The following is a 15,366-nucleotide window of genomic DNA, read 5'->3' as shown; positions in this document are numbered from 1 at the left end:
CAGACATGGGACGCCAATACATCGATTGCCGCGAATTTCCGAGCGAGATGAAATGCACCGTTGCGATCTCGGCGGACAACGCGGATGAACTCGTCAATGCAGCCGTGCAGCATGCCATTTCCGTGCATGGTCACCACGATACTCCGGAATTCCGCACGGAGATCAGGAAGGCTATCCACGAGATGGATGTCCCGCACGTCCTCGCCTGACGATGCCGCGACAGGGCTTAGCCGACACTCCCCGGTGCTGCCTCTTCCAACGAAGCAGCGCCGGTCTGGATGGCGCGCGAAAAGCTCCGCCGTTTATGGCGAATAATGGACAAAATTTCTAACCCTGTAACAAAGGAAAGTCCGCGGTTCCTCGCCGTTTGCTGGGCGTATCGGTAGTTTCACCGGCACAATCCAACACCCGGAGACTTGCATGAACCGCCTCCTGATCCTCGGCACCGCGCTTATTGCTCCCTTGGCCGCGCTTTTTATCACCCCCGCGCTGGCCCAGTCTCCGACGAAGCTGCTCAACGCCTCGTACGACGTTTCGCGGGAGCTGTTCGTCGCCGAGAACGAGGCCTTCATCAAGAGCCATCCGGGCGTCGCCATCGACCAGTCGCATGCCGGCACCTCGAAGCAGGCCCGTTCGATCGCCGAAGGCCTTGAAGCCGACGTCGTGACCTTCAACCAGTCGACGGACATCGATTTCCTCGCCAAACAAGGCTTCGTTGCCAAGGACTGGACCAAGGCATTCCCGAACAATGCCTCGCCCTTCTATTCCTTCCCGTCGTTCCTGGTGCGCGCCGGCAATCCGAAGAACATCAAGGATTGGGCCGATCTGGCTCGCGCTGACGTGCACGCCGTTTTCCCGAACCCGAAAACCTCGGGCAACGCCCGCTACACCTATCTCGCCGCCTACGCCTGGGCCAAGGAAGCCTATAAGGGCGACGAAGAGAAGATCGATGCCTATATCACCAAGATCTTCGACAACGTGCCGGTCTTCGATACCGGCGGCCGCGCCTCCACCACCACCTTCGTCGAGCGCGAAACCGGCGACGTGCTGATCACCTTCGAGGCGGAGACCCGCGGCATCGTCAAGCAGTACGGCGCCGACAAGGTGCAGAGCGTCATCCCGTCGGTGAGCCTGCTCGCCGAGTTCCCGGTTGCGGTGGTCGACAAGGTCGCCAAGAAGCACGGCACGGAAGCGCTTTCCAAGGCCTATCTGGACTTCCTCTACTCGGAGGAAGGCCAGCGGATCGCTGCCCAGTTCGGCCATCGCGTCCAGAACGAAAAGGTCGCCGCCGAGGTCAAGGACCAGTTCCCGGCAATCCGCCTCGTCAAGGTCGATGACGTCTTCGGCGGCTGGGACAAGATCCAGAAGGACCACTTCGCCTCCGGCGGCACTCTCGACAAGCTGTACGGCAGCCGCTAAGCGCAGATTGAACTTCAACCAAGCCTCGCCCGGCGAACGAAAGTTCGCCGGGCTTTGCCGTGCAAAGAGGAAACGACCGCTTGAGACGCAATGTCCTGCCCGGGTTACGCCTGTCGCTGGGGGTGACGCTGTTCTATGTCGGGCTGATCGTGGTCCTGCCTCTGGCAGCTCTGGTCTTCAAGGCCGCGAGCCTCGGCCCCGAGGACTATTGGCGGATCGTCTCCTCGTCGCGCGCGCTCGCGAGCTACCGCGTCACCGTGCTTTCGGCGCTCGGCGCCACCGTCTTCAACATGTTCTTCGGCCTGGCGCTCGCCTGGGTGCTGACGCGCTATCGGTTCCCGGGCTGGCGGATCGTCGATGCCATGGTCGATCTGCCCTTCGCGCTGCCGACGGCGGTGGCCGGCATTGCCCTGACGGCGCTTTTCACCACCAACGGCTGGTTCGGTTCCATCCTTGCCGACCTCGGCATCAAGGTCGCCTATACGCCGCTCGGCATCATGATCGCGATGTGCTTCACCTCGCTGCCGTTCATCGTGCGCACCGTGCAGCCGGTGCTGGAAGATCTCGATCCGGCGCTGGAAGAGGCGGCGCAGTCGCTTGGCGGCTCGGACTGGCAGATTTTCCGCAAAGTCATCCTGCCGCTTCTGACCCCGGCGCTGCTTGCCGGCGTGTCGCTGTCCTTTGCCCGCTCGCTCGGTGAGTTTGGTGCGATCATCTTCATCGCCGGCAACCAGCCGATGTCGACGGAGATCACCGCACTTCTCGTCTTCATCCGGCTGGAGGAATACGATTACCAGGCCGCAGCCGCCATCGCCTCGGTGCTGCTGATTGCGGCCTTCGTCATGCTCGCGCTCACCAACTGGATGCAGTCGCGGGCGCTTCGCTACACGGTGAGGGGATGACCATGGGTGCGACCCGTACAGGCAGAAAGCCGCCGCGCGTTGGCGACCAGCCGCTCTTCCGCCGGATGCTGATCGGCATCGTTCTGGTGATCGTCGCCCTGCTGATCGTCGCGCCGCTGGTGGTCATCGGCGTCGAGGCTTTTTCGAAGGGGTGGGCTGTCTATCGCGACACGATCATTCATCCGGATACGCTGCATGCGATCGGGCTGACGGTGTTTGCAGCAATCGTCGCCGTGCCGGTCAACACCGCTTTCGGTATCGCGGCCGCCTGGTCGATCACCAAGTTCGACTTCTGGGGCCGGCGTTTCCTGCTGGTCGTCATCGAGATCCCGTTTTCGGTCTCGCCGATCGTCGCGGGCGTCGCTTATCTCTTCGTCTACGGCCTGCAGGGCGTCTTCGGTCCGACGCTGGACGAATACGGGATCAAGATCCTGTTTGCGATCCCGGGCATCATCCTCGCCTCGATGTTCGTCACCGCCCCCTTCGTCGCCCGCGAGTTGATCCCGCTGATGCAGGCGCAGGGCCGCGATCTTGAGGAAGCAGCCACCTCTCTCGGCGCGTCCGGCTGGCGGACCTTCTTCTCGGTGACGTTGCCGAACATCAAATGGGCGCTGCTTTACGGCGTCGTACTCTGCAACGCCCGCGTCATGGGCGAGTTCGGCGCGGTCTCCGTCGTCTCGGGCAATATCCGCGGGCAGACCAATACGCTGCCGCTGCATATCGAGCTGCTCTATCACGACTACCAGGCGGCCGGCGCCTTTGCCGCGGCCTCCATCCTGGCGCTCATCGCCGTCTTCACCATCATCGCCAAGGTGGCGCTGGAGCGCCAAGGAGCCGGCCGCGTCCGTCGCCCGGCTCTGGTCGCCAATTCCGCGGAGAAAACCCAATGAAAATCCGCCTCGAAAACGTCGTCAAAACCTTCGAGACCTTTCGCGCCGTGCGGGATGTCTCGCTCACGATCGAAAGCGGCGAACTCGTCGCGCTGCTCGGCCCCTCCGGTTCCGGGAAGACGACCATCCTGCGCATGGTCGCCGGCCTCGAATATGCCGATGGCGGCCACATCTATTTCGGCGATCAGGACGCCACCGACATTCCGGTGCGCGACCGTGGGGTTGGTTTCGTCTTCCAGCAGTACGCGCTGTTTCCGCATATGACGGTGGCGGAAAACATCGCCTTCGGCATGAAGGTCTCGAAGGTGAAGCGCGAGAAGGCGGCGATCGATGCGCGCGTCGTAGAGCTGCTGAGATTGGTGCGCCTGGAAGGTCTCGGCGACCGGTTCCCGGCGCAGATTTCCGGCGGGCAGCGGCAGCGCGTGGCGCTGGCCCGGGCGCTGTCGGTCGATCCCAAGGTGCTGCTGCTCGACGAGCCGTTCGGCGCACTCGATGCCAATGTGCGCCATGACCTGCGCCGCTGGCTGCGCGAGATCCACCGCGAGCTCGGCATCACCACGATCTTCGTCACTCACGACCAGGAGGAGGCGCTGGATCTCGCCGATCGCGTCGTCATCCTGAAAGACGGCCACATCATCCAGCAGGGCACGGCGGAAGAGGTCTGCCGCAATCCGCAGTCCGCCTTCGTGATGAAGTTCCTCGGCGACGCCAACGTGCTCGCCGCCGAAGTGCGCGACGGCAAGGCCTACGCAAGCGGTGCTGCGATCGACGTTTCCGGCATTGCGGACGGCAAGGCGGAACTCTACGCCCGCCCCGCCGATCTCGACTGGTCCGCGCAAGGACCGGGCATTCCGGCCAGCATCACCCGCGTGCTCGACCGCCCGGATGGGCGGCGGGTGCTGGCGACCACCGAGACCGGCGAACAGCTGGAATTCGACGTCGAGCCGGAACGAGCAGTCAAGGCGGGCGAGGGCGGTTTTGTGACGCTGCGGCGGGCGAAGGTGTTTGCGGTCTAGGCGGTTCTCGTTGGGTGACTTCGCCAAGAAGAGATCCTGACACTATAGGCACTGCGCCAGTGCCACCCCCTCATCCGACCCTTCGGGCCACCTTCTTCCCGCTGGGGAGAAGAGGTTATGCGGCACTGTCTCCTGCTCCCTCTCTACGGAAGAGGGAAAAGGCGCCGACGCCACCCGCTTATCCTCTCCCCTCGGGGAGAGGTACGCCGAGCGAAGCGGAGGCGGGGTGAGGGGGCCGCACCCGCCAACCTGGCCGAAAAAGCTCAAGCCAGAAGCTCGAACGCATCCTCAGCCAACACCTCGCCGTTGACCATCAACTCGACCGGATGCCGGCCGGCATAGTGCACCCGGGTGGTAAAGTCGCGGATGGCGCGGTTGATCGTGAGTTCGCAGCTCTCGCCGGCACCCAACGTGATCTCCTTCCACTTGAAGACCTTCTTTGAGGTGCCGCCGGCCTTCTTCACGTAGTGGACGGCATAATCGACGACCAGCTTCTGCGGCGCCGACGCGGTCGACACCATCCCGGCCGATATCTTCACCGCACCACCGAGTTTCAGCGACGACGGCGTCACCGCAAAACTGTCGACCTTTACTTCCGCCTTCTCGCCGGCGCCGAGATGGTGCAGCGCTTCCGCGTCACCCTTCTTGATCAGCGTGCGCAGCGCCTGCTTGATGATCCAAACGGTGCGCGGGTCGTCCTTTGGCCAGTCGGCGATCCTGTCGAGCACCCAGGCCGGGTGGTCCTTGGTAATGTCGTTCAGATGGTTGGCAACGGATTTGCGCACGTAAAGGCTCGGGTCGCTCTTTAGGTTTTCGAGGATCGGCGCGACAGGCGAGGGGTCGGCAATCAGTTCCTTCAGCTGGAACGACCAGGGCAGGCGCGGGCGGCAGCCTTCGCTCGAAAGTCGGCGCACGTGCTCGTTGTCGTCCCGCGACCAGCGCTCCATCACTTTCAGTGTCCGGGCGAGGTCCTTCAGGAGGAAATGCCGGACGGCGAATTCCGACGAGCCGAAGCGGGTGAAGAAGGCGAGTGCATCCATCGACAGATCGAAATGGTCATGGCCGTGGAGCGCCACATATTCCGGCAGCACGATGGAGGCGAAGCCGTGGTTGATGCGCGGTGCCAGTGCCAGCAGGATGTCGATATTCTTTTCGAACCCGCCCGGCAGGACCGCGTGGTAGGCGATGGCGATCTGACGCAGGCGCTGCATGATGCTCAGATCGTCGAGACCGGCGGAAGTGAGCGTCAGAAAGCGTTCGCCATCGAAGCCGGGATGAATGGCCTTGGTCTCCGCCGCAAAATGCCGGAGCCGATCGCGGTTGAAGATTTCCTTCAGGAGCGGTGCTGCTTCAGTCTCGGCCATGGCGCTTCATCCGATGTTCACTGTTTGTTTTGGTATTTGACTCGAAGGACGCGGGCAAGGGCAAAAGAAAAACGCCGGCCGGTGCAAGGGCACCGACCGGCGTCGAGAAATCGGTTCGAAAAAACCGTCAAATCAGCTCATCTGGCTGACGAAGCGGGTTTCGAGATAGGCTTCGGTGGCTTCCGAGCCGCCTTCCGTGCCGTAGCCAGAGTCCTTGATGCCGCCGAACGGCACTTCCGGCAGGGCAAGGCCGTTGTGGTTGATGGTCAGCATGCCGGCTTCCACCTGGCGGCTGAGCGCATGGGCGGTCTTCACCGAGCCGGTGAAGGCGTAGGAGGCGAGGCCGAAGGGCAGGCGGTTGGCTTCCGCGATCGCATCGTCGTAATGCGAGAAGCGGTTGATGATCGCGATGGGGCCGAAGGGCTCGTCGTTCATGATCTTGGCCGAGGTCGGCACTTCGGAGAGCACCGTCGGCTCGAAGAAGTGGCCCTTGTTGCCGATGCGGTGGCCGCCGGTCTTCAACTCGCCGCCATGGGTGATGGCGTCCTGAATCAAAGCCTCCATGGCCGGGATGCGGCGCTCGTTGGCGAGCGGTCCCATGGTCACGCCGTCTTCCAGGCCGTTGCCGACCTTGATCGCCTGTGCCGCCTTGACGAAACCGGCGGTGAACTTGTCGGCGATACCGTCCTGCACGAGGAAGCGGGTCGGGGCGACGCAGACCTGGCCGGCGTTGCGGAATTTCGACATGGCAGTGACTTCGATCGCCTTTTCGAGGTCGGCGTCGTCGAAGATCATCACCGGCGCATGGCCGCCGAGTTCCATGGTGGCGCGCTTCATGTGCTTGCCGGCAAGGGCGGCCAGATGTTTGCCGATCAGGGTGGAGCCGGTGAACGAAATCTTGCGGATGACCGGATGCGGGATCAGGTATTCGGAAATCTCGGCCGGAATGCCGTAGACGAGGTTGACGACGCCTGCGGGCACGCCGGCATCGATGAAGGCGCGGATCAGTTCGGCCGGCGAAGCGGGCGTTTCTTCAGGCGCCTTGACGATGATCGAGCAACCGGTCGCAAGAGCTGCGGAGAGCTTGCGGACCACCTGGTTGAGCGGGAAATTCCAGGGCGTGAAGGCGGCGACCGGGCCGACTGGCAGCTTGATCGCCATCTGCGAGACGCCACTCATGCGGGCCGGGATGATCTGGCCATAGGTGCGGCGGGCTTCTTCGGCGAACCAGTCGATCGTGTCGGCGGCGCCCATGACTTCCATCTTCGACTGGGCGAGCGGCTTGCCCTGTTCGCGGGTCATGTAATAGGCGATCTGGTCGACGCGCTGGCGCAGCAGGTCGGCAGCCTTGCGCATCAGCTTCGAGCGGTCGAAGGGCGAGGTGTCGCGCCAGATCTTGAAACCCTTTTCGGCGGCTTCCAGCGCCAGGTCCAGGTCCGCCTTGCGGGCATGGGCTATTTTCCCGATCACTTCTTCCGTCGCGGGATCGGAAACATCGATGGTTTCGCCGCCGATGGCATCGCGCCATTCGCCGTTGATGAAAAGCTTGACGTCGGGATAGCTGTGCATGGTGTCCACTTTCATTTCAAGGCTGGATACGCCGTTTTAAGGCGTTGGGAGAGGGTGCGGGAATATCGGGTTCTGACCTAAAATAATTGACAGCAACAATCAACGTTGCTCTTCCTAAAGATAGGGTGGCGTGCAGGCACTTACCACCTCGCAGCGCTCGGTTCCGACGTTACGATATCGGTGCGGCTGACGGCTGTCGAAGAGGAAGGCGTCGCCCTTTTTGAGGATACGCGTCTGGCTGCCGACGGTCAGTTCCAGTTCGCCGGCGACGACCACCCCGCCTTCTTCCGCCTCATGCTGCAGCATTGTCTCGCCGGTATCGGCGCCGGGCTCGTAGAACTCGTGGAAAATCTGGACGCTGTGGGATTTGGCGTCGCCGACCTGCAGCAGCGTCAACGCGCCGGTCGAAAGCGGCGTCAGTTCATCGGCGCGGTAGAACACCTGGTCGACCGGCGGCAGCGTCAGCGCGAAAAAGTCGGTCAGCGGATAGTTGATTGCTTCGAGGATCTTCTTCAGCGAGGCGACCGAAGGGCTCACCTTGTTCTTCTCGATCAGCGAGACCAGGGAATGGGTGACGCCCGCCTTGACCGCCAGCGCCCGCTGCGACAGGCCGTGCTGCTTGCGCACCAGACAAAGACGCTCGCCGACATTGAAGCCGCCACCGGCTCCTTCCGCCGAATTCTCCATGGCGTGCATTCTTCAAAACGACCTTTGTTTCATTTCCTCGCCGCCGATCATGGCAGCGTTTCACTGATACACCGAAGGCGGGAATTTCTCCAATGACGAAAAACGGCGCGGTTGGTGAGTGGATGCAAATTTTTTCGGCGGGATGTCGGATTAGCGAAAGCCCGTGCGTCTTTAAGATATGGTCGTCATCGACGACCGCGCAACCAGGATTGAAAAGGGAGAAATGCAATGGCGAAGAACACGATCTGCCTATGGTTCGACAAGGACGCCGAGGAGGCCGCCCACTTCTATGCTGAGACTTTTCCGGACAGCGCGGTCGGCGCCGTAATGCGCGCGCCGGGCGATTACCCGGACGGCAAGCAGGGGGATGTGCTGGTGGTGGAATTCACCGTTGCCGGAGTGGCATGCATCGGCCTGAACGGCGGCCCGACCTTCAAGCACAACGAAGCGTTTTCCTTCCAGATCTCGACCGAGGACCAGGAAGAGACCGATCGCTACTGGAACGCCATCGTCGGTAACGGCGGTCAAGAAAGCGAATGCAGCTGGTGCAAGGATAAATGGGGTATCTCCTGGCAGATCACGCCGCGTGTCCTCATTGAAGCCCTGGCTGTCGGCGGCGGCGAGGCGAAACGTGCCTTCGAGGCGATGATGACCATGAAGAAGATCGACGTCGCGGCAATCGAAGCTGCCCGGCGGGGCTAGGGGAGACAACCAATGGACAAAGACGTGAGCAATGGCCGCACGGCGGTCAAACGGCGGTCCGAACGGGAACTCGTCGTGACGCGCAGCTTCGACGCCCCGGTTCGCCTCGTGTTCGATGCATGGACCAAGCCCGAATTGTTCAAGCTGTGGTGGGCGCCCAAATCCAGCGGGGTCCCGCTTCTCGCCTGCGAGATGGATGCCCGTGTCGGAAGGGGCTATAGCGTCACGTTCGGACATGACGCCGCAAACTCCATGACCTTTTTCGGAAGATATCTCGAAGTATCGCCGCCCTCGCGCCTCGTCTGGACCAATGACGAAAGCGAAAACGGCTCCGTCACCACGGTCACCTTCGAGGAGGAGGAAGGCGGCAGGACGCTGCTGGTCCTGCATGAACTTTATCCTTCCAAGGAAGCGGCCGACGAATCCTGCGCCGGCATGGAAGGTGCGATGCCCGAACAGTTCGGGCAGTTGGATGAACTTCTGATCACCCTGGGCGCGCGCGTGTGAACCCGCGACCGCCATTTGGCTGAAACGCCGAGATATAAAAGCCCGGCGCGCTGGAAGCGGCCGGGCTGATTGTCGAAGCGGTAAAGCTTCCACTCAGAAAAACGCCTGGATACCCGTCTGGGCGCGGCCCAGGATCAGCGCGTGGACGTCGTGCGTGCCTTCGTAGGTGTTGACCGTTTCGAGGTTCTGTGAATGGCGCATGACGTGATACTCGATCTGGATGCCGTTGCCGCCGTGCATGTCGCGGGCTTGGCGGGCGATATCGAGCGCCTTGCCGCAATTGTTGCGCTTGACGATGGAGATCATTTCAGGGGCCATCTTGTGCTGGTCCATCAGCTGGCCGACGCGGAGCGAAGCCTGTAGGCCGAGGGTGATTTCGGTCTGCATGTCGGCGAGCTTCTTCTGGTAGAGTTGCATGCCGGCAAGCGGCTTGCCGAACTGTTTTCTGTCGAGACCGTACTGGCGGGCGCGGAACCAGCAGTCTTCGGCCGCACCCATAACGCCCCAGGAAATGCCGTAGCGGGCGCGGTTGAGGCAGCCGAAAGGACCCTTGAGGCCCGAAACGTTCGGCAGGATCGCATCCTCGCCGACTTCGACGCTGTCCATGACGATCTCGCCGGTGATCGAGGCACGCAGCGAGAGCTTGCCGCCGATCTTCGGCGCCGAGAGACCTTTCATGCCCTTTTCGAGCACGAAGCCGCGGATCTCGTTGTTGTGGGCTTCCGATTTTGCCCAGACGACGAAGACGTCGGCGATCGGTGCGTTGGAAATCCACATCTTCGAACCGCGCAGGCGGTAACCGCCTTCGATCTTTTCGGCGCGGGTCTTCATGCCGCCCGGATCTGAGCCGGCATCCGGTTCGGTCAGGCCGAAACAGCCGATCAGTTCGCCGGAGACGAGGCCCGGCAGGTACTTCTTTTTCTGCTCGTCGGAGCCGTAGGCGAAGATCGGGTAGATGACCAGCGAGGACTGCACGCTCATCATCGAGCGGTAACCGCTGTCGATACGCTCGATCTCGCGGGCGACGAGGCCGTAGGCGACGTAGGAGGCATTGGCTGCGCCATATTCTTCCGGCAGGGTCACACCGAGCAGGCCTGTCTGGCCCATCAGCTTGAACAGGCCCTTGTCGGTGGTTTCATCCAGATAAGCTTCCTGGACGCGCGGCAGGAGTTCGGCCTTGGCGAAGGCGGCAGCCGCGTCACGGATCATCCGCTCCTCGTCGCTCAGCTGCTCTTCGAGAAGAAAGGGATCGTTCCAGGAAAAAGCCAAGGGTCTGCCTCCGGTTTGAAATCTGGCAAATTGAAGTTTAAAGAATTATCGCCAGCACGGCGCCCGAGAGCAAGCACCGTTTACTCATCAAGCCATGATCTATAGTAATAGGCAATGGTCAGCCTCTCGCGAAAATTGCTCCCCTCCACCTCCGCGCTCGCGGCCTTCGATTCCGTTGCCCGGCTCGGCAGCTTCTCAGGCGCGGCGGAAGAGCTGTCGTTGACGCAAGGGGCGATCAGCCGGCAGGTTTCCGGTCTGGAGGAGCAGTTGGGGATCCAGCTTTTCGACCGTACCAGCCGCGGCGTCAGCCTCACGTCGGCGGGGGCGGAATACGCCAAGGTCGTGGCGAACGCACTGTCGCAGATCCGTTCCGCTTCATTGCAGGTCATGACCAAACGGCATAGCGATCAGCTCAACCTCGCGATCCTGCCGACTTTCGGTACCCGTTGGCTGATGCCGCGCATCCCGCAATTCGTCGCAAGGCATCCGGAGATCACGCTCAATTTCGCCACCCGCATCGGGGTCTTCGATTTCGATCGCGACGGCATCGACATGGCGATCCACATAGGGCCCAGGGGTGAAAAGGGGCCGGACTGGCCGGGCGCGGAATGCACCTTCCTGATGGAGGAAATGGTGGCGCCGGTCTCATCGCCGGCATTCCTCGCTTCGCACCCGATTAAAAAGGCCGAGGACCTGATGCGCCTGCCGTTGCTGCACATGGCCTCGCGGCCGGGCGCCTGGAACCACTGGTTCGAAAGCCTCGGCATCAGCGGAACGCCGTCACAGGGCATGCGCTTCGAACAGTTCGGCAACGTCGCCCAGGCCTGTATCGCGGGCCTCGGCGTTGCGCTGATGCCGCTTTTCCTGATCGACTCGGAGCTGGCGAGCGGCCAGCTTGTGGAAGCGTACCCGCATCAGGTGACTAGCCCCAGCGCCTATTATGCGGTGGCGCCGCTCAGCAAGGTGGATTTTCGGCCGGTCGTCGCATTTCGGGCGTGGCTGATCGAGGAGGTCGGGCGGTATCGGGAAGACGTGGACGTCGTCGGGTGGTAGCCTTGCCGCAGGTTTACCTCTCCCCTTGCGGGAGAGGTTACAAAATCATGATCTTAGCGTCAGCTAAGTCATAGATTTTGTTGGTGAGGGGATCGGCTAAGGCCCCTCACTTGCGATTTCTAACACTTAGCTAAAGCTAAGGTGTTGAAATCGCTTTCTCTCTCGCAAAGGGAGAGATAACCCGGCCGCACCGGCTCGCCTACAGCCTCGGCCGCATGTCCAACCAATCGGTCGCAGCCTCATAAGCCAGCGCAATCTCCAGCACCGCCTTGTCGGCGCGCGGCCGGCCGATGATCTGGATGCCGGCGGGCAGGCCGTTTGCGCCAAAGCCGGCGGGCATGGCGGCGACCGGCAGGCCGGCCATCGAGGCCGGGACCACCACTTCCATCCAGCGGTGATAGGTGTCCATCGTCCGGCCGCCGATCTCTTTCGGCCAATGGGTCTCCGCATCGAAGGGGAAGACCTGGGCGGACGGCAGGATCAGGTAGTCGTACCGGTCGAACACGGTCAGCAGGTATTGATACCAGGCGCTGCGGCGTTTCGAGGCGAAATGCACCTCGCGCGCCGTCATGTCGAGACCGCGCTCGATTTCCCAGATGATCTCGGGCTTCATCTTGGCTCGCTTTTCTGGATCGTCGTAGTTGTCGCGCATGCCGCTCGCGGTCAGCCAGCTGCGCAGCGTCGTCCAGGAGCGCCAGAGGTCGTCCATGTCGAAGCCCGGAACGAACTCGTCCACCGTGCAGCCGATCCGTTCGAAAACCGGAAGTGTCGCCCGACAGAGTTCCAGCACGCCGGGTTCGAACGGCAGGTAACCGCCGAGATCGCCGAGCCAGGCGATGCGGGCGCCTGAAAAGTCGCGGCCGTCCTGCGGCGTCAGGTCCTCGGTCGGCAGGGATAGCGGATCGCGCGGATCGTAACCGGCCTGGGTCGAAAGCAGGGCGGCGACATCGCGCACCGTGCGGCCCATCGGTCCAAGGACGGAGAGCTGGCCCATGAAGTTCTCGAGCTTCAGGGAGGAGGGGACGCGACCGAAACTCGGGCGGAAACCGACGACATTGTTGAAGGCTGCGGGGTTGCGCAGCGAGCCCATCATGTCGCCGCCATCCGCGACCGGCAGGAGATGTGCCGAAAGGGCCGCTGCCGCGCCGCCGCTCGATCCGCCGACCGTCTTGGTCACGTCGTAGGGGTTCCTGGTGACACCGTGCACAGGATTGTAGCTTTGCGAGCCGAGCCCCTGTTCCGGCGTGTTGGTCTTGCCGATGATGATCGCGCCGGCCGCGCGAATGCGCTCGACCATCACCTCGTCCTTCTCAGGCACGAAATCGGCAAAGATCGGCGAGCCGTAGGTGCAGCGGATGCCCTTCACTTCGCAGAGATCCTTGATGGCAATCGGCATGCCATGCATCCAGCCGCGCGATTTGCCTGAAGCAAGCTCGACGTCACATTCAGTAGCTTCCGCCAGAAGCTCGTCCCGGCTGCGCAGGCTGACGATCGCATTGATTGCGGGATTGAGCCTCTCGATCCGCGCGAGATAGGCCGTCATCACTTCGGCGCAGGAGGCCCGGCCGTCATGGATCGCTTCCGAAAGTTCCGTGGCGGAAAGGCCGGTTATCTCGTCGTCCTGCATCACTGTTTCCTCATGAATCCCTGAGGATTTCCACAGGTCGGGGCGGGGAAGTCAAGGCCGCATGTGGGGATATCCGGACTGGCATTTACAAACGACTCGACAAAGGCCGTTGATCAAAGTATTCGTGCTTAAACGTTTAATCAGAGCATGATATGGCTTCACCCCGTCCCGGACCGAACATGAGCGCCATCGCTGCCGCCCTCGGCGTGTCGGCGGCGACCGTGTCGAATGCGCTTTCCGGCAAGGGACGGGTGTCGCCGGAGCTTATCGAGAAGGTTCGGGCCAAGGCAAGCGAGCTCGGTTATGTGCCGAGCCTGACCGCCCGGGCGCTGCGCACCGGCCGCACCGGCGTGCTCGGGCTTGTCCTCCCGGATATCGCCAACCCGCTCTTCCCGCAGATTGCCCAGGCGATCGAGAACGCAGCCTCGAATGCCGGCTACGGCGTGCTCATCGCCGACTCCCGCGGCGATATCGCGGCGCAGACCGAGGCGATCGGCCGGCTTCTGGAACGCGGCGTCGACGGCATGGTCATCGTTCCCCGGCGCGGCACGCGGATCGCCGATGTCGGCTGTCCCGTTGCCGTCATCGATACGCCCTCGACGCCCGGCAATACCGTTTCGGCCGACCATTGGGACGGCGGCAGCCAGATGGGCCGCCATCTTGCGGAACTTGGTCATCGCAAGGTGCTGCTGATCGGCACCAGCGCCTCCTCGAACGTGCAGAACGACCGTATCGGCGGGCTAAAGGCGGGCCTCGGCGCGCAGGTCGAATGCGATACGATGTGGATCGAGAAGGTCGAGGCGGTTTCGGGCGACGGCTGCCCGCTCGGTCTGGCGGACAAGGCCAGGGCGGGTTTTACGGCCTTTGCGGCTGTCTCCGATCTTTCGGCGCTTCGGGCGCTGACGGAGCTGCAGCGCGCCGGCATCGGCGTGCCGGAAACGGTCAGCGTCACCGGTTTCGACGACCTCATCTGGTCGGCGGTGGTCACGCCGGCGCTCACCACGGTACGCATGGACATGGCCACCATCGCCGATCTGGCGATTGCCGCGCTGATCCGTGCGATCGAGCCCGAGGGAGAAGCAGAGAACGGAGCCGAGGAGGTTTCGACCGGCAACGTTACCTCCGAGACTGACCGCGTCCCGATGCAGCTCATCGTGCGCCAGTCGACCGCCGCCCCGCAGGCCGGTGGCATTTCGAATTTGCATGCCCAAACCCCCAACAAGCCGACAGCAGGAGAAATCACATCATGAACAAGGTCATTCTTGCGTCGGGCACCGCCCTGATGCTCGCCATCGGTGCCGCGCAAAGCCCGGCCCTGGCCCAGGAAAAGACGCTGACGATTTCCGTCTATGCGCTGGCTCAGGACGAATACAAGCAGATCGTCTACGATCCCTTCCAGAAGATCTGCGGGTGCAAGCTGGTCGTCGAGACCGGCAACAGTGTCGAGCGCCTCGCCAAGATGGAAGCCAACAAGGCCAACCCGGTCGTCGACATGGCCGTCATCTCGATGGCGGATGCGCTCGCCGCCGCGCGCGCCGGCCTGACCGACAAGATCGATACCTCCAAGCTCTCGAATTTCAGCAAGCTCTATGACGTTGCCAAGGATCCGAATGGCGACGGCATGAGCGTCGGTTACACGTTCTATGCCACCTCGATCGCCTACCGTTCGGACAAGATGAAGATCGACAGCTGGGCCGATCTGCTGAAGCCGGAATATGCAAGCCACGTCGCTTGGCCGAACGTCACCACCAACCAGGGCCCGCCGGCGCTCTACATGCTGGGCCTGGCGCTAGCCAAGGACACCCCGGACCTGAAGGCCCCGATCGAAGCGGTCGGCGCCAAGAAGGGCGAGATCGTCACCTTCTATGAGAAGTCGTCGCAGTTGGTGCAGCTGATGCAGCAGGAAGAAATCTGGGCAGCGCCGATCGGCCGCTTCACCTGGGCGCCCTTCACCAAGCTCGGTTTCCCGATCGCCTGGGCCACGCCGAAGGAAGGCCAGACGGGCGGCATGAACGTCATGACGGTCACCAAGGGTTCCAAGAACCGCGACCTCGCGCTGCAGTTCATGGATTTCTGGCTCTCGACCGAAGTCCAGACCAAGCTCGCCGAAAAGCTGATCGACAGCCCGTCCAACAAGGACGTCAAGCTTCCCGAAGTGATTGCCAACAACCTCACCTATGGCGAGGAAACGGCAAAGAGCCTGAAGCTGATCCCGTCCGCTGTCGCACTCGACAACCGTGCCGGCTGGATCAAGACCTGGAACGAGAAGGTCGGCCAGTAAAGGCCAACGCAATCACGGAATAGCCTCCCAAGGCTGAGGGATGCGGGCAGCGCGCGAATGCCTGCCCGCATCCCGACTCA

General features: G+C 62.5%; 15 protein-coding genes. 10 read left to right on the top strand and 5 right to left on the bottom strand.

What is annotated here, in order from left to right; all coding sequences use genetic code 11:
• The first annotated feature begins 5 nt into the window (after positions 1-5).
• From C5J22_RS19610 to C5J22_RS19590, 5 genes are all read left to right on the top strand, one after another.
• The gene (locus C5J22_RS19610; protein ID WP_105439588.1) at positions 6-209 is read left to right on the top strand and encodes a DUF1059 domain-containing protein; all 204 of its coding nucleotides are present in this window, start codon (positions 6-8) and stop codon (positions 207-209) included.
• Positions 210-420: 211 nt separating this feature from the next.
• The gene (cysP, locus tag C5J22_RS19605) at positions 421-1,419 is read left to right on the top strand and encodes a thiosulfate ABC transporter substrate-binding protein CysP (protein ID WP_105439587.1); all 999 of its coding nucleotides are present in this window, start codon (positions 421-423) and stop codon (positions 1,417-1,419) included.
• A gap of 80 nt (positions 1,420-1,499) precedes the next feature.
• Positions 1,500-2,321 carry a sulfate ABC transporter permease subunit CysT gene (gene cysT, locus C5J22_RS19600; protein WP_105439586.1) on the top strand — a complete coding sequence of 274 codons (822 nt, stop codon included), beginning with the start codon at positions 1,500-1,502 and terminating at the stop codon, positions 2,319-2,321.
• 2 nt (positions 2,322-2,323) lie between these two features.
• A complete protein-coding gene (gene cysW / locus C5J22_RS19595) occupies positions 2,324-3,211 on the top strand; it encodes a sulfate ABC transporter permease subunit CysW (protein ID WP_105439585.1) in 888 nt (295 codons plus the stop codon).
• Positions 3,208-4,227, top strand: coding sequence for a sulfate/molybdate ABC transporter ATP-binding protein (locus C5J22_RS19590; RefSeq protein ID WP_105439584.1), 1,020 nt, complete (start codon positions 3,208-3,210; stop codon positions 4,225-4,227). Before cysW ends, C5J22_RS19590 begins: the two co-directional genes overlap by 4 nt.
• A 263-nt stretch (positions 4,228-4,490) precedes the next feature.
• Here C5J22_RS19590 and C5J22_RS19585 read toward each other — a convergent pair whose 3' ends face one another.
• The 3 genes from C5J22_RS19585 to C5J22_RS19575 form a co-directional block, all read right to left on the bottom strand.
• Entirely contained in the window at positions 4,491-5,591 is a 1,101-nt protein-coding gene (locus tag C5J22_RS19585; RefSeq protein ID WP_105439583.1) for a DNA alkylation repair protein, read from the bottom strand.
• Positions 5,592-5,723: 132 nt separating this feature from the next.
• A complete protein-coding gene (locus C5J22_RS19580; protein WP_105439582.1) occupies positions 5,724-7,160 on the bottom strand; it encodes an NAD-dependent succinate-semialdehyde dehydrogenase in 1,437 nt (478 codons plus the stop codon).
• Positions 7,161-7,274: 114 nt separating this feature from the next.
• Positions 7,275-7,856, bottom strand: a complete 582-nt coding sequence (locus tag C5J22_RS19575) for a cupin domain-containing protein (protein WP_105439581.1) — start codon at positions 7,854-7,856, stop codon at positions 7,275-7,277.
• Between the two features lie 219 nt (positions 7,857-8,075).
• Here C5J22_RS19575 and C5J22_RS19570 point away from each other — a divergent pair, with 219 nt between their 5' ends.
• Together C5J22_RS19570 and C5J22_RS19565 are read left to right on the top strand one after the other, a co-directional pair.
• Positions 8,076-8,549, top strand: a complete 474-nt coding sequence (locus C5J22_RS19570; protein WP_105439580.1) for a VOC family protein — start codon at positions 8,076-8,078, stop codon at positions 8,547-8,549.
• A gap of 12 nt (positions 8,550-8,561) precedes the next feature.
• Positions 8,562-9,056, top strand: coding sequence for an SRPBCC family protein (locus tag C5J22_RS19565; RefSeq protein ID WP_105439579.1), 495 nt, complete (start codon positions 8,562-8,564; stop codon positions 9,054-9,056).
• 93 nt (positions 9,057-9,149) lie between these two features.
• Here C5J22_RS19565 and C5J22_RS19560 read toward each other — a convergent pair whose 3' ends face one another.
• Entirely contained in the window at positions 9,150-10,325 is a 1,176-nt protein-coding gene (locus C5J22_RS19560) for an acyl-CoA dehydrogenase (protein ID WP_105439578.1), read from the bottom strand.
• 114 nt (positions 10,326-10,439) lie between these two features.
• Here C5J22_RS19560 and C5J22_RS19555 point away from each other — a divergent pair, with 114 nt between their 5' ends.
• Complete coding sequence (locus C5J22_RS19555) at positions 10,440-11,378, top strand: LysR family transcriptional regulator (RefSeq protein WP_105439577.1); 939 nt, start codon at positions 10,440-10,442, stop codon at positions 11,376-11,378.
• Positions 11,379-11,577: 199 nt separating this feature from the next.
• Here the strand turns inward: C5J22_RS19555 and C5J22_RS19550 are convergent, their stop codons facing one another.
• Positions 11,578-13,005, bottom strand: a complete 1,428-nt coding sequence (locus C5J22_RS19550; protein WP_105439576.1) for an amidase — start codon at positions 13,003-13,005, stop codon at positions 11,578-11,580.
• Positions 13,006-13,157: 152 nt separating this feature from the next.
• Between C5J22_RS19550 and C5J22_RS19545 the strand changes: the two genes are divergently transcribed.
• Both C5J22_RS19545 and C5J22_RS19540 read left to right on the top strand, forming a co-directional pair.
• Positions 13,158-14,255 (top strand): LacI family DNA-binding transcriptional regulator, encoded by a 1,098-nt coding sequence (locus tag C5J22_RS19545; RefSeq protein WP_245440473.1) that lies wholly within the window; start codon positions 13,158-13,160, stop codon positions 14,253-14,255.
• Positions 14,252-15,286 (top strand): PotD/PotF family extracellular solute-binding protein, encoded by a 1,035-nt coding sequence (locus tag C5J22_RS19540; protein WP_105439574.1) that lies wholly within the window; start codon positions 14,252-14,254, stop codon positions 15,284-15,286. The genes C5J22_RS19545 and C5J22_RS19540 overlap by 4 nt, the downstream gene beginning before the upstream one ends.
• Positions 15,287-15,366 lie beyond the last annotated feature (80 nt).

It is taken from the genome of Neorhizobium sp. T25_13 (assembly GCF_002968675.1).
In the GTDB taxonomy this organism is placed as follows: Bacteria; Pseudomonadota; Alphaproteobacteria; order Rhizobiales; family Rhizobiaceae; genus Neorhizobium; species Neorhizobium tomejilense.
Note: the sequence above shows the minus strand (reverse complement) of the source record. Positions and strands in the feature narration are given on the sequence as shown.

Coding starts and splice junctions, on each gene's coding strand:
- C5J22_RS19570 (WP_105439580.1), top strand. CDS start 8,076: ATGGCGAAGAACACGATCTGCCTATGGTTCGACAAGGACGCCGAGGAG.
- C5J22_RS19545 (WP_245440473.1), top strand. CDS start 13,158: ATGGCTTCACCCCGTCCCGGACCGAACATGAGCGCCATCGCTGCCGCC.
- C5J22_RS19555 (WP_105439577.1), top strand. CDS start 10,440: ATGGTCAGCCTCTCGCGAAAATTGCTCCCCTCCACCTCCGCGCTCGCG.
- C5J22_RS19580 (WP_105439582.1), bottom strand. CDS start 7,160: ATGCACAGCTATCCCGACGTCAAGCTTTTCATCAACGGCGAATGGCGC.
- C5J22_RS19550 (WP_105439576.1), bottom strand. CDS start 13,005: ATGCAGGACGACGAGATAACCGGCCTTTCCGCCACGGAACTTTCGGAA.
- C5J22_RS19575 (WP_105439581.1), bottom strand. CDS start 7,856: ATGCACGCCATGGAGAATTCGGCGGAAGGAGCCGGTGGCGGCTTCAAT.
- C5J22_RS19585 (WP_105439583.1), bottom strand. CDS start 5,591: ATGGCCGAGACTGAAGCAGCACCGCTCCTGAAGGAAATCTTCAACCGC.
- C5J22_RS19565 (WP_105439579.1), top strand. CDS start 8,562: ATGGACAAAGACGTGAGCAATGGCCGCACGGCGGTCAAACGGCGGTCC.
- cysP (WP_105439587.1), top strand. CDS start 421: ATGAACCGCCTCCTGATCCTCGGCACCGCGCTTATTGCTCCCTTGGCC.
- C5J22_RS19540 (WP_105439574.1), top strand. CDS start 14,252: ATGAACAAGGTCATTCTTGCGTCGGGCACCGCCCTGATGCTCGCCATC.
- C5J22_RS19590 (WP_105439584.1), top strand. CDS start 3,208: ATGAAAATCCGCCTCGAAAACGTCGTCAAAACCTTCGAGACCTTTCGC.
- cysW (WP_105439585.1), top strand. CDS start 2,324: ATGGGTGCGACCCGTACAGGCAGAAAGCCGCCGCGCGTTGGCGACCAG.
- C5J22_RS19610 (WP_105439588.1), top strand. CDS start 6: ATGGGACGCCAATACATCGATTGCCGCGAATTTCCGAGCGAGATGAAA.